This is a genomic window from Mycobacterium sp. (genome assembly GCF_049585075.1).
Lineage (GTDB): Bacteria > Actinomycetota > Actinomycetes > Mycobacteriales > Mycobacteriaceae > Mycobacterium.
On the sequence record NZ_JBAUZA010000060.1, the window covers coordinates 1 to 11,752 of the forward strand.

The 11,752-nt window shown below is 63.8% G+C and carries 15 protein-coding genes and 1 pseudogene; 8 read left to right on the plus strand and 8 right to left on the minus strand.

Annotated elements, in window-relative coordinates:
- The coding region (locus WB785_RS02695) for a response regulator transcription factor (RefSeq protein WP_424077154.1) at positions 1-1,074 on the plus strand (1,074 nt) is incomplete at its 5' end.
- Here the strand turns inward: WB785_RS02695 and WB785_RS02700 are convergent.
- Positions 1,062-1,469, minus strand: coding sequence for a nuclear transport factor 2 family protein (locus tag WB785_RS02700; protein WP_424077155.1), 408 nt, complete (start codon positions 1,467-1,469; stop codon positions 1,062-1,064). The genes WB785_RS02695 and WB785_RS02700 overlap by 13 nt on opposite strands.
- 126 nt (positions 1,470-1,595) lie before the next feature.
- Here WB785_RS02700 and WB785_RS02705 point away from each other — a divergent pair, with 126 nt between their 5' ends.
- The 5 genes from WB785_RS02705 (at position 1,596) to msrB (ending at position 5,506) form a co-directional block, all read left to right on the plus strand.
- Positions 1,596-1,907 (plus strand): hypothetical protein, encoded by a 312-nt coding sequence (locus tag WB785_RS02705; RefSeq protein ID WP_424077156.1) that lies wholly within the window; start codon positions 1,596-1,598, stop codon positions 1,905-1,907.
- Positions 1,908-2,007: 100 nt separating this feature from the next.
- The gene (locus WB785_RS02710; protein ID WP_424077157.1) at positions 2,008-2,439 is read left to right on the plus strand and encodes an ester cyclase; all 432 of its coding nucleotides are present in this window, start codon (positions 2,008-2,010) and stop codon (positions 2,437-2,439) included.
- Between the two features lie 76 nt (positions 2,440-2,515).
- Positions 2,516-3,637 carry a glycoside hydrolase family 76 protein gene (locus WB785_RS02715; protein ID WP_424077158.1) on the plus strand — a complete coding sequence of 374 codons (1,122 nt, stop codon included), beginning with the start codon at positions 2,516-2,518 and terminating at the stop codon, positions 3,635-3,637.
- A complete protein-coding gene (locus WB785_RS02720) occupies positions 3,630-4,979 on the plus strand; it encodes a 3-oxoacid CoA-transferase (RefSeq protein WP_424077159.1) in 1,350 nt (449 codons plus the stop codon). Before WB785_RS02715 ends, WB785_RS02720 begins: the two co-directional genes overlap by 8 nt.
- Before the next feature lie 23 nt (positions 4,980-5,002).
- Entirely contained in the window at positions 5,003-5,506 is a 504-nt protein-coding gene (msrB, locus tag WB785_RS02725; RefSeq protein WP_424077160.1) for a peptide-methionine (R)-S-oxide reductase MsrB, read from the plus strand.
- A 17-nt stretch (positions 5,507-5,523) separates the two neighbouring features.
- On the opposite strand, the gene WB785_RS02730 is transcribed toward msrB, so the two are convergent.
- Positions 5,524-6,186 (minus strand): DedA family protein, encoded by a 663-nt coding sequence (locus tag WB785_RS02730; RefSeq protein WP_424077168.1) that lies wholly within the window; start codon positions 6,184-6,186, stop codon positions 5,524-5,526.
- A 78-nt stretch (positions 6,187-6,264) separates the two neighbouring features.
- Here WB785_RS02730 and fbaA point away from each other — a divergent pair, with 78 nt between their 5' ends.
- Positions 6,265-7,326: a class II fructose-bisphosphate aldolase gene (gene fbaA, locus WB785_RS02735; RefSeq protein WP_424077161.1), complete on the plus strand. Its 1,062-nt coding sequence runs from the start codon at positions 6,265-6,267 to the stop codon at positions 7,324-7,326.
- A gap of 1 nt (position 7,327) precedes the next feature.
- Here fbaA and WB785_RS02740 read toward each other — a convergent pair whose 3' ends face one another.
- Positions 7,328-8,188, minus strand: coding sequence for a hypothetical protein (locus tag WB785_RS02740; RefSeq protein ID WP_424077162.1), 861 nt, complete (start codon positions 8,186-8,188; stop codon positions 7,328-7,330).
- A 93-nt stretch (positions 8,189-8,281) separates the two neighbouring features.
- Positions 8,282-8,749 carry a hypothetical protein gene (locus tag WB785_RS02745; protein WP_424077163.1) on the minus strand — a complete coding sequence of 156 codons (468 nt, stop codon included), beginning with the start codon at positions 8,747-8,749 and terminating at the stop codon, positions 8,282-8,284.
- Positions 8,750-9,003: 254 nt separating this feature from the next.
- On the opposite strand from WB785_RS02745, the gene WB785_RS02750 reads away from it, so the two are divergent.
- Entirely contained in the window at positions 9,004-9,420 is a 417-nt protein-coding gene (locus WB785_RS02750) for a DUF3151 domain-containing protein (protein WP_424077164.1), read from the plus strand.
- 6 nt (positions 9,421-9,426) lie between these two features.
- On the opposite strand, the gene WB785_RS02755 is transcribed toward WB785_RS02750, so the two are convergent.
- The 4 genes and pseudogenes from WB785_RS02755 to WB785_RS02770 all read right to left on the minus strand — a co-directional run.
- The gene (locus WB785_RS02755; RefSeq protein WP_424077165.1) at positions 9,427-10,314 is read right to left on the minus strand and encodes a cation diffusion facilitator family transporter; all 888 of its coding nucleotides are present in this window, start codon (positions 10,312-10,314) and stop codon (positions 9,427-9,429) included.
- Between the two features lie 44 nt (positions 10,315-10,358).
- Positions 10,359-11,135: a site-2 protease family protein gene (locus tag WB785_RS02760; RefSeq protein ID WP_424077166.1), complete on the minus strand. Its 777-nt coding sequence runs from the start codon at positions 11,133-11,135 to the stop codon at positions 10,359-10,361.
- A 40-nt stretch (positions 11,136-11,175) separates the two neighbouring features.
- Positions 11,176-11,553, minus strand: a complete 378-nt coding sequence (locus WB785_RS02765; RefSeq protein WP_424077167.1) for a DoxX family protein — start codon at positions 11,551-11,553, stop codon at positions 11,176-11,178.
- A 90-nt stretch (positions 11,554-11,643) separates the two neighbouring features.
- A pseudogene (locus tag WB785_RS02770) lies at positions 11,644-11,752 on the minus strand (peptidase M50); the annotation flags it as partial.

Sequence of the window (11,752 nt, forward strand, 5' to 3'; positions counted from 1 at the left end):
CAGGCCGGTTACCCCGTTCCAATTCGCTCGTTCGTGATCATCACCGACGCCCACATCGGCGCACGCTTGTTGTCTGGCCAAATCGCCGATGCCGAGAGACCGGCGGAAACCATCCGACAACGTCAAATCGAATTCCGGGCATTCCAGTCTTTCCAAGTTGGTTCTCTCGCGGTGGGGAGGGTGGCGCTTGGTTCGGGGCGACTCCATGCCGCAATTACCCTGCTGACCCAATGCATCGAAACCGTCGACGCGTCCCCCAATTCCAATGGGTGGGGTTATCGATGCCAGATTCCGCTGACGACGGCGCTGGCGATGCGCGGCTCGATGGATGAGGCAGCGGCCTGGATCGTCACCCTCGAAAAGCAACGCCATCCGAGCTGGCGATACCTCGACTACGAGTTCGCGATCGCCAAGGCGTGGGTGGCCGCCGGGCAGGGCGCCGTCAGTGAAGCTATCGCGATCGCGCTTGCTGCCGCCGAAACAGCTAGGGACAACAGTCAATTCGCCCCTGAAGTGATGTGCCTACAAACAGCCACACAGTTCGGGGAGCGGTCTTGCGGGCCACGACTGCGGGAGCTCGAAGCGATCGTCGAAGGGCCGCGCGCCGGTCTCGCAGCCCGCTTCGCTGAAGCCTTGCGTGATGGCGATGGTGCCGAACTATCCGCGGTATCAGCCGAGTTCGAGGATATGGGTGATCTCATCGCTGCTGTCGATGCGGCGGCGCACGCAGCCCTCGCCTACCGGCACCACGAGTTGCGCGGATCGGCGTTGGGATGCTCGGCAAAGGCCGAGGCGTTGGCCGAGCAATGTGGCGGCGCCCGCACGCCGGCCCTGCGTAAGGCTGTCGAACGATTGCCGCTGACCGACCGCGAACGAGAAATCGTCATGCTTATCGGGGAAGGATTATCGAACCGGGATATCGCGACAAGGCTGACGTTGTCGGTTCGCACCGTCGAAAGCCACATCTATAAGGCGATGGCCAAAACCGGCACACTCAACCGCGAGGAACTCGCGGCGCTGCTGCCTCGACGCCGGGAATGCCCTGGCGACGACGGCTCGCGTCAGCTCAACTGATCGACTACCGCGGCCGTATCCAGCCAGATGTTCTCCCGGCTGATCAGGCCGTCGCGGAACTCGAAGACATGCATCATTCGAAAACTGATGCGTCGTCCGTTACCCGGAAGCCCAAGCAACGATCCGATGACCGTTCCGGTCATCAGCTGCTCGAGGACCATCGCGCCGTCGGCAAAATACTGGCGCAGGATATCCCAGCTCTCGCTGCGGAAGTTGGCGGTGAGGTAGGCGTAGAAATTGCGCGCCGCATCCTTACCGCGGCTCGGGCTATCGGGGAATCCGACGACGTCGTGCTCAACATCGTCGGTGTACACCGCCACCGCCCCGCCGATATCGCCTTGGTTTTCGGCCTGCATGTGGCTGTCGACCAGCCGTTGCATCTGGCTGCTGTCCATCGTCGCCTCCTGGGGTCAGTGCTATCACGTCGCAACGCTGCAAAAGATCAGTAGTGCGCCACTGACATCGGTCGATCGGCGGCGATCGACGATTCCAGTAACGGATCGCACCGATGGAGGATTGAAATGCTCACCCAAAAGCTCGAACTCAACACTTCCACTCAGGCCGTCGAGAACGACGAGGCCCAAGAGAAGCTGGTATCGCCTGCACCGGTGCTGATCACCGAGCAGGAGGTTGTGCTGGGCACGGCGGTGGCTCTGCGGCCGCAGCCGACGACCCGGCGCCGGTGGGCCGAGGCAACGCGCGTTCTGCTCGCAGCCGTGAATCGTGCGTTTGCGCCGTCGCCGCAACATGACCGCCCGGTGCGCCGCGACTACCCGAAGAACTACGGATTCTTAGAACGCGCCAGCATGGCGCGCGCGATGGAGCGCCTTTAGTAGTCGTGGTCTCGGCTGGTAAACCGCCAGACGCCCATTGGTTTGTGTGACACGGTTGTCACCGCGGCTGATACCTCGTCAGTCGGGGAAGGACGCCCACGTGTCGCTCGAGGAAAACAAGAATCTGATACACCGCTACTTGTCGGCTATCGATGCAAATGAGGCCGACAACTGGGACGTACTCGACAATTACATTGCCGAAGATTTCGTTGCGCATCACGCTCCGGCCCCGGGCGTCACGCTGGACCGAGCCGGTATGAAGCAGTCAGCGGAAATCTTCCGCGTCGGAGCGCCGGGCACAGACCAGATCGTCATGCAGGTAGCTGAAGGCGATCTTGTCGTCAGTTACATCCGGGGCAGCGGGGTCCACGCAGGAGAGCTGTTTGGCATTCCAGCGACAAATAAATCTATTGAGACGGAAGGGATTGCGATCCACCGGGTTCGGGACGGGAAAATTATCGAGTATTGGTCGGTGGTGGATTTCGCCGGGATCCTGGCGCAATTGGGTCTCATGCCCGCACCTGGCGGCTGAGAAAAGGCCGGGCTGCATGCCTGGATGAACCAACACGGGAACATCGCGAATGCCTGGTAAGGCAGGATCAGTTCCCATGGACCAGGTGTGGGTCAACCGGGCGGTCAGCGCGGAAGCCGCCGTCACCGGGCGGCATCTGAAACGGCTGTGGGCATTGCCCGCCACCCAGCTCGGCGTGGTCGCCTGGCCGCCGGCCCGACGCGACCGGTGGTTCGGCGGCTGGCATTACTGGTGGCAGGCGCACTTGCTGGACTGCCTGATCGACGCGGAGTTGCGCGACCCGCAGCCGGAGCGGCGCGTCAAGATCCGCCGGCAGATCCGCTCGCACCGGCTGCGCAACAACGGGTCCTGGGTCAACAGCTACTACGACGACATGGCGTGGCTGGCGCTGGCGCTGGAGCGGGCCGCCCGGATCGCCGGCGTGGAGCGCAAACGCGCACTGCACAAATTGAACGACCAATTCGTCAAAGCGTGGGTGCCCGAAGACGGCGGCGGCATCCCGTGGCGTAAGCAGGACCAATTCTTCAACGCCCCGGCCAACGGTCCAGCGGGAATCTTCCTGGCCCGTTACGGTGACCGGCTACGACGGGCCCAGCAGATGGCGGACTGGATCGACGAAACGCTGATCGACCCCGACACACACCTGGTGTTCGACGGCATCAAGGCGGGTTCACTGGTCCGCGCGCAGTACACCTACTGCCAGGGCGTAGTGCTGGGCCTTGAGACAGAGCTGGCCGCCCGCACCGAAGATGAGCGGCATGCGGCGCGAGTGCATCGCCTGGTCGCGGCCATCGACGAGCACATGGCGCCGGCCGGGGTGCTGCGCGGCGCCGGCGGTGGCGACGGCGGGCTGTTCCACGGGATTACCGCCCGCTACCTGGCTTTGGTTGCCACCACGTTGCCGGGCGAATCCGCTGCCGATGCCGCGGCCCGTGAAACCGCCCGCGAAATCGTGCTGTCCTCGGCGCAGTCGGCATGGGACAACCGACAGTCGGTGCAGGGGCTTCCGCTGTTCGGTCCGTTCTGGGATCGCACCGCCGATCTGCCGACGTCGGGCGGGCAGCAGGCCGACTTCGTTGAGGGTGCGGTCACCCAGTCGGAGGTACCGGAGCGCGATCTGTCGGTACAGCTGTCGGGTTGGATGCTGATGGAGGCCGCACACGCAGTGATCACCAACGAGAGGACGATTAATGAGTAAGGTCCACCCCGATGCCGAGTCGGCTCTGCACGGGCTGCTGAAGGATGGCATCACCATCGCTTCCGGTGGATTCGGCCTGTGCGGCATTCCGGAAAATCTGATCCAGGCTCTGGTGGACAGCGGCGTCAAAGACCTCACCATCGTCGGAAACAACGCTGGCGTAGACGGTTTCGGCATGGGCCTGCTGCTCAAGGCGCGGCAGGTGAAAAAGGTCATTGCCTCCTACGTCGGCGAGAACAAGGAATTCGAGCGTCAGGTGCTTGCCGGTGAACTGGACCTAGCGCTGACCCCGCAAGGCACGCTCGCGGAAAAGTTACGGGCCGGCGGGGCAGGCATTCCCGGCTTCTATACCCGCACCGGCTACGGCACCAACCTTGCCGAAGGCAAAGACACCAGGGTCTTCGACGGCACCGAATATGTTCTGGAAGAAGGCATTCGCGCAGACGTGGCAATGGTCAAAGCGTGGAAGGGCGACACGGCCGGCAACCTCGTCTACCGCAAGACGGCGCGTAACTTCAATCCCATGATCGCCACCTGCGGCGCCGTCACGGTGGCCGAGGTGGAAGAACTGGTCGAGGTCGGCGAGCTGGACCCCGACCTGATCCACACCCCCGGGATCTATGTGGACCGCATCATCGCGGGTACCAACTACGAGAAGCGCATCGAGTTCCGTACCACCAGCGGTGGCGCAGCGCTCAAGCACGACAGCCCAATTCGCGAGCGGATGGCCCAGCGCGCGGCACAGGAACTGCGCGACGGCTACTACGTGAACCTGGGCATCGGCATTCCGACGTTGGTGGCCAACTTCATCCCCGAGGACATCAGCGTGACGCTGCAGTCGGAGAACGGTCTGCTCGGCATCGGCTCCTACCCGTCCGAAGACGACGTCGACCCCGACCTGATCAACGCCGGCAAGCAGACCGTCACCAGCCTTCCGGGGTCAAGCTTTTTCAGCAGCGCCGACTCTTTCGCGATGATCCGTGGCGGCCACATCGACCTTTCCATCCTGGGCGGCTTGGAGGTTGCCGAAAACGGTGACCTGGCCAACTGGATGGTGCCGGGCAAGATGGTCAAAGGGCCCGGTGGCGCAATGGATTTGGTGTCCGGCGTCAAACGAGTGATCGTCGTGATGGATCACACCGCGAAAGATGGCAGCCCGAAGATCCTTAAGCAATGCACGCTGCCCATCACCGGCAAGGGCGTGGTGGACATGATCATCACCGACCTGTGCGTCTTCGACGTCGAGCCCGAGCACGGACTCACGCTTACCGAGTTACACCCCGGGGTGAGCGTCGCTGACGTCCGGGCCAAGACTGGATGCGATTTCAAGGTCGCCGTCTAAGGAAGCGGTCGTATCGTGGAACGGTGACGCTGACCCGAAGGCACATACTTCTCGGCACCGCCGCGCTCGGCGCGCTCGTCGGCTGCGGCTCATTGCCCGGTTTCCGCGCCACCGGTGCGCCGAACCGTCCGATCGCAACATTCGAGGTCAACCACACCGACGAGGAGTGGCGGCAACTTCTGACTCCACAGCAATACGCGGTGCTTCGCACGGCGGCCACCGAGACGCCTTACAGCAGTCCGCTCAACGACGAGCACCGGCGCGGCACTTTCGGGTGTGCCGGCTGTGGCCAGGACCTGTTCTCGTCAACGACGAAGTTCGACAGCGGCACCGGCTGGCCGAGCTTCTGGAAAGCCCTCGACAACGCCGTACTCGAGCAGCCAGACAACAGCGCGGGTATGACGCGTACCGAGGTGCTCTGCCAACGTTGTGGAGGTCACCTCGGCCATCTCTTCAATGACGGCCCCCAACCGACCGGCTTGCGCTATTGCATGAATGGGGTGGCGATGGGCTTCCGACCCGCCTAGCGGGTTCGTGCTGGTTACTACTCGGGTACCGGCAGGGGGTCTTGGTCCTGTTTGGGTGCGCGCCGGCGGTTCAAGTAGGCCCGGCCGAAGGCGATGAATGCGGGGATCATCGACACGAACAAGATGGCCAGGATGATCTTTTCCAGGTTGTGGTGCACGAATTCGTTGTTGCCCAGGAAGTAGCCCGCTAGCGTTGCACCGCCACCCCAGGCGACGCCGCCGACGATGTCGAATCCGAGGAACACCGGATAGCGCATGTAGGACACCCCGGCTACCACCGGAGTGAAGGTGCGGATGAACGGCATGAACCGCGCCATGATGATGGCCATCGGCCCGTATTTCTCGAAGAACGCGTGCGACTCGGTCACATGGTGCTGTTTGAAGAAGCGCGAGTCTTCCTTCTTGAACAGCGCCGGGCCGATCCGGCGCCCGATGAAATACCCGGTCTGGTCGCCCAGCACCGCGACCACCGCCACGCAGCTGGCCAACACCTCGATGCTGACCGGTGGGTGCGCGCTGGCGGCCAGCAAGCCGCCGGTGAACAGCAGCGACTCACCAGGCAGCAGCGGGAACAGCAGACCGGTCTCAACGAAGACGATGATCAGGATGCCGGGCAGCACCGCATGCCCGAAGACGCCGTTGGCGCCCAACCAGTACATCGGGTCGAGCAAGTTGGGCATGGCCACTGCGGTGGTCGTCACGGTGTTCCAAGATACCGGCGGGCGGGCGGTCGACGAGAATCCGATGTTGCGATACTGATGCGACACGTCAGGAAGGAAGTTTTCATGCCCATCGCGACGCCAGAGGTCTACGCCGAGATGCTGCGGCGTGCCAAGGAGAACTCGTACGCCTTCCCGGCCATCAACTGCACGTCGTCGGAGACCATCAACGCCGCTTTAAAGGGGTTTGCCGACGCCGGCAGCGACGGCATCATCCAGTTCTCCACCGGTGGCGCGGAGTTCGGCTCGGGGCTAGGGGTGAAGGACATGGTCACCGGCGCGGTTGCGCTGGCCAAATTCACCCGGGCTGTCGCCGACAAGTACCCGATCAATGTGGCCCTGCACACCGACCACTGCCCGAAGGACAAGCTGGGCGCCTACGTGCGGCCGCTGCTGGCAATCTCGGCGAAACGCGTCGCAGCCGGCAAGAACCCGCTGTTCCAGTCGCACATGTGGGACGGCTCCGCGGTGCCGATCGACGAGAACCTGGTGATCGCCCAGGAGCTGCTCAAGGAGGCCGCCGCCGCCAAGATCGTCCTGGAGATCGAGATCGGCGTGGTTGGCGGCGAGGAAGACGGCGTCGCGCACGAGATCAACGACAAGCTCTACACGACGCCCGATGACTTCGAGAAGACCGTCGAAGCGCTAGGCCACGGTGAGCACGGCAAGTACCTGCTCGCCGCGACGTTCGGGAACGTGCACGGCGTCTACAAGCCCGGCAACGTCAAGCTCCGCCCGGACATCCTTGCCCAAGGGCAAAAGGTGGCGTCGGCCAAGCTCGGACTGCCCGACGGTGCCAAGCCGTTCGACTTCGTGTTCCACGGCGGTTCGGGTTCGCTGAAGTCGGAGATCGAGGAGGCCCTGGGCTACGGCGTGGTGAAGATGAACGTCGACACCGACACCCAGTACTCGTTCACCCGCCCTATCGCCGCTCACATGTTCACCAACTACGACGGCGTGCTCAAGGTCGACGGCGAGGTGGGCAACAAGAAGGTCTACGACCCGCGCAGCTATTTGAAGAAGGCCGAAGCCGGGATGACCGAGAGGGTGATCGAGGCCTGCAACGACCTGCACTGCGCCGGCAAATCTGTCTCGGCCTGACTTAACCCGTACTGGACTCGCAGATCTTCCACTGTTCGTCGCGGTACTGCAGGTCGAAGCTGCGGGTGGAGCGAACCTGCGGCGCGTACGCCAAGAACGCCGTCACGTTGGCTTCGGCGTGGTTGCCGTTGACGACCACCTGGTCGATGTTGGCGACCACCGGATACTGCTTGGCCGCCGCGACCCGGTGATAGGTGTCGGTCCATTCGCGCTCGTCGTAGTTGACGTAGTCGTCGCGCATGTTGCCGCAGGTGATGCCGCGCAATGTGGACAGGTCGCCGTTCTGGACTGCGACGTCGAAACTTTGGATGGTGCTGCGGACCCGGTCTTCTTGTGAGGCCGTCGGCTTTTTGTTGTGGCGGGTCAGCAGCACGGTGCCCAGCACGGCAATGGCCGCCAGCGCCAGGATGATCAGGATCAGTGCCAGCACCCAGCCCCAGCTGCGCTGGGTCGACGGCCGCAGCTTGGCGCCCAGCCGCGGCGGAATCAACTGCGGCATCGCCGTTCTCGGCTGCGCTTCAGTCGGTCCAGACGGCGGATTGCGAGTATCGAAGATCTCGGTCGCCGGCTCGGTGGCGGCGTTGATGACCGCCGTCTCCTTGGCGTCGAAACCCGGGGCGGTGAAGCGACGCTCACCGCGTGCACCGTGCTGTTTGGGCGCCTTCTGCTCACGCTCCGCCTTGGCCATCACCTCGGTCGCGGGGTCGGCCTGGTAGTTCTCGACGGCATCGTCGTCGGGACCGGCGACCTGTTCGGTGTCGTCGGGGTCGGATTCCGCCGGGTCATCCCGATCGACGGCATCTGGATCGAACCCCGGCGCATTCGACTTCTCGTCGCGGTCAGGCCCTGGGGGATTCGGCATATGCGCTGGTGTCCTCTTCGCTGTCGAAGTACGTAATGCAGCTTAGCGAAGGTGGCCCAGCGCCCGATGTCTGCTTCGGTTCAGGTGTTCACCTCAGAACGGGATGGGATCCATGTCCACGATCGGGATCGGCGTGAGGTCGCTAATCGACAGGGGGTCGAATACAAAATGCTCACCGGCGACCGGGTCGACCAAATCGAAGAAGCTAGATGACGTAGTCGGGAAGTTACTGGAATCACCAAAGAATTGGCTCATGCTGTCAAGGAAGGTACTGCCGAAAGCCTGCTCTCCGCCCGGAAGGGTACCGGTGGTCTCCACCAGTGTCGGAAAGCTGAAATGAGGCGTTACGGCGCCTGTAGTTTCGTCGACCGTCTCGAAATAGTTCGTGGTGGTGGTGAAGGTCTCAAACGTGGTGCCATTGAAAATGGTCAGGGAGTTTACGTCCGCGCCACCATACTGATCGATGTCGTCGGCTAGGGCCGCAGGCCCTCCGGCGACCAGAGCTGCCGCGGCGGCGCCCAGGCAGGCGACCCCGCTACGACGAATAAGCGTGTGCTTCATGGGAGACTCCAATGCTCAGCGCTTGGATGAGAGCTGGGCCTCCCGCAAGGACTGTGAGAAGCCCTCAATTATTGACCCCCACGTGATTTCTGCTTAAGTGCGATGCACCCCACGTGATTACCCAAGAGAATGATAAGCGTTTGTTAGACAGAAGGTCAATAGGAGCTTAGAAAATCTCAGTTATTAACGCGCGCATCAAATTTCGCGGCTCGACCGCCGTTTGGCGCGGCGGCGTCGCACGGCACAATAACCCCATGACGCCCATGCGTGATCTTCTGGGACCGGACCCGATCCTGCTGCCCGCCGACACCGACGCCGAAGCCCAATTGCAGGCCAACGAGAACCCGGCCGTCGTCGCCGCCGCATACCCGTCGGCCTCGGTGGCCTGGGCGGCGCTGGCCGAGGAAGCGCTCGACGACGACAAGGCGATCACCGCCTACGCGTACGCCCGCACCGGCTATCACCGCGGCCTGGACAAGCTGCGCCGCAACGGCTGGAAGGGGTTCGGACCGGTGCCGTACTCCCATGAGCCCAATCGCGGTTTTCTGCGGTGCGTGGCCGCGCTGGCTCGGGCGGCCGACGCTATCGGCGAAACCGACGAGCAGATGCGGTGTCTGGATCTGCTCGACGACTGCGATCCGGCTGCCCGCGTCGCGCTCGGGCTCGGCTGAGCCGGGTCAGCAACCGCCCGCGCAGTCACCGTCTGCCCCCGGCGGCTCCACTTGGATGGTGGCGTGGCCTAATCCGTGCGCGGCAAGGACCGCGCGGGCCGCGCCGAGTACCCGCACCGAGTCACCAGAGCTGGCCAGGTGCGCGGTCACCATGTCCTTGCCGGGTACCAGCGTCCAGACGTGCAGGTCGTGTACGTCGGTCACGCCGTCGACGGCGCACAGCGCCGAACGCAGCTTCTCGACGTCGATATGGCTGGGCGACGACTCGGACAGGATGCGCAACGCGCCGCCGGCCAGTGACAATGCCCGCGGCAGCACCCACAGCGCGACCAGGACCGCGACCACCACGTCGGCGTAGGGCCAGTGCGTCGTGATCGTGACCACGCCGGCGATCAGCACCCCAATGCTGCCGAGCATGTCGGCGATGACTTCCATATAGGCGCCCTTGACGGCCAGGCTCTGCGCCGAGTCCGACCGCAGCAGCATTGCGACCGCCGTATTAGTGGCCAGCCCGGCCAGCGCCACAACGATCATCGGCATCCCCGGCACCTCTGGCGCATGGCCGATTCGATCGATCGCTTCGCGCAGGATGATCGTCGCCACCCCGATCAGCAGGACGGCGTTGGTCACCGCGGTAAACACCTCGGCTCGGTGCCAACCGTAGGTGCGGCCCGGCGACGAGCTGCCGCGACGGGCCAGCAGCAGCGCGCACAGCCCCATGAAGGTGGCCGCCACGTCGGTCAGGATGTGACCCGCGTCGGCCAGCAGCGCCATCGAGCCGATCATCAACGCGGTGGTCAGTTCGACGAAGAAGAACCCGCCCAGCAATGCCGTTGCAGCAACCATTTTCGGCACTGGTGTGGCGGCGCTGGTGTGTGCATGGCCGTCGCCCATGCGGGTAAATATATGCGTACTTACGCATATATCGCAACCTCTGGTCAGAACCAGTCGTGCCAGAACCGAGTCAGCTGCATGCCGGCGTTCGCCAACATCCCGGGCACCCCGGACAGTTCGTAGAACCAATCGACGATCCCGAAAAACCATTGGTTGAGCAGCGGCGCGATCAGGATCACCAGCAGAATCACCCAGCCGAACTGTTTGGCCGGTTCCAGCGCGCGCTGGGTCTCCGGGCTCAAATGCGGCTCCAGCGCGCTGTACCCGTCCAGGCCGGGGATCGGCAACAGGTTCAGTAGTACCGCAGTGACCTGGAGGAACCCCAAGAACGCCACCCCGGCCCACAGCACCGGGTGCATCGGGTCGAAAAACAATCGGGTCAGCCCAAGCAGCAGCACCGCCAGCAGCAGGTTGGCCGCCGGCCCGGCCAGGCTCACCAGGGTGCGTCGCGCCGCAGTCATAAACGACGTCCGCAGATAGACCGCGGCGCCGGGCAGGCCGATGCCGCCCAGCGCGATGAACAACATCGGCAGACCCAGAGAGAGCCACGGATGGCTGTAGCGCCGCGGATCCAGGCTCAGATAGCCGCGCACGGCGACGTCGTGATCGCCGAACCGCCACGCGGTGAGCGCGTGACCGAACTCGTGCAGACACAGCGACACCACCCAGCCGGCGATCACGAAGATGAATACGCCGGCGTAGGCAAGCGCGCCCAGGTCGGCGCCGTCCAACCAAGCCAGCACGCCGCCGAAAACCGTCACCGCGACGATCGCCAGAAAAATCGGGCTGGGCCGCACCGATTGGTGCACGGGCAAGTTCACGTCACGAAACTACCCGACCAGCGAGCAGTGCCCGGCCGGCTTAGCTGCTTCCGGAGTGGCGGCGGGCTTGGGGGCGCAGCGCCCACGAGGCCACGGCCAGCCCAGCCAATATCAGCGGACCTATCAGTGATTTGACGTCGTCGCCAACCCAGATGTGGGACGCGATTGCTCCCGTATAGATGAACATCAGGCCCGCATATGCCCACTCCTTGAGCCGCGGAAGACGTGGTGCCAGCAGAACGACGCCGGCCAAGAGATAGCAGACACCGAGAATCGTCATGAAATACAGCGGATACCCCAGATGCGTTACGACGCCCCTGAACGGCTCCAGTCGCAAGGCGCCCATCACGCCGCCCACAAAACACTCGACGGCGAGCACCCCGGTTGTCGTCCAGTACGTGACGGTGGAAGTTGTCATTCGCCCTCGGCCTCCAAAGATTGCTTGTGTCTAAGAACATCGACACCGCGAAGCCGCAAAGTGTGACCCGGCGCGGGCGGGGAGAAAGAATTACCGGACCAGCAGCCAGCCCTCAGTGTTGCGATAGAACGTCGACCTGCGCGTCGCCCGCGGTGCCGAAATCCCGTCGCGGATCACGACCGCACCGGTGGCGCCAAGC

Coding starts and splice junctions, on each gene's coding strand:
- WB785_RS02700 (WP_424077155.1), bottom strand. CDS start 1,469: ATGGACAGCAGCCAGATGCAACGGCTGGTCGACAGCCACATGCAGGCC.
- WB785_RS02705 (WP_424077156.1), top strand. CDS start 1,596: ATGCTCACCCAAAAGCTCGAACTCAACACTTCCACTCAGGCCGTCGAG.
- WB785_RS02715 (WP_424077158.1), top strand. CDS start 2,516: ATGGACCAGGTGTGGGTCAACCGGGCGGTCAGCGCGGAAGCCGCCGTC.
- WB785_RS02720 (WP_424077159.1), top strand. CDS start 3,630: ATGAGTAAGGTCCACCCCGATGCCGAGTCGGCTCTGCACGGGCTGCTG.
- WB785_RS02730 (WP_424077168.1), bottom strand. CDS start 6,186: ATGCCCAACTTGCTCGACCCGATGTACTGGTTGGGCGCCAACGGCGTC.
- fbaA (WP_424077161.1), top strand. CDS start 6,265: ATGCGACACGTCAGGAAGGAAGTTTTCATGCCCATCGCGACGCCAGAG.
- WB785_RS02740 (WP_424077162.1), bottom strand. CDS start 8,188: ATGCCGAATCCCCCAGGGCCTGACCGCGACGAGAAGTCGAATGCGCCG.
- WB785_RS02745 (WP_424077163.1), bottom strand. CDS start 8,749: ATGAAGCACACGCTTATTCGTCGTAGCGGGGTCGCCTGCCTGGGCGCC.
- WB785_RS02750 (WP_424077164.1), top strand. CDS start 9,004: ATGACGCCCATGCGTGATCTTCTGGGACCGGACCCGATCCTGCTGCCC.
- WB785_RS02755 (WP_424077165.1), bottom strand. CDS start 10,314: ATGGGCGACGGCCATGCACACACCAGCGCCGCCACACCAGTGCCGAAA.
- WB785_RS02765 (WP_424077167.1), bottom strand. CDS start 11,553: ATGACAACTTCCACCGTCACGTACTGGACGACAACCGGGGTGCTCGCC.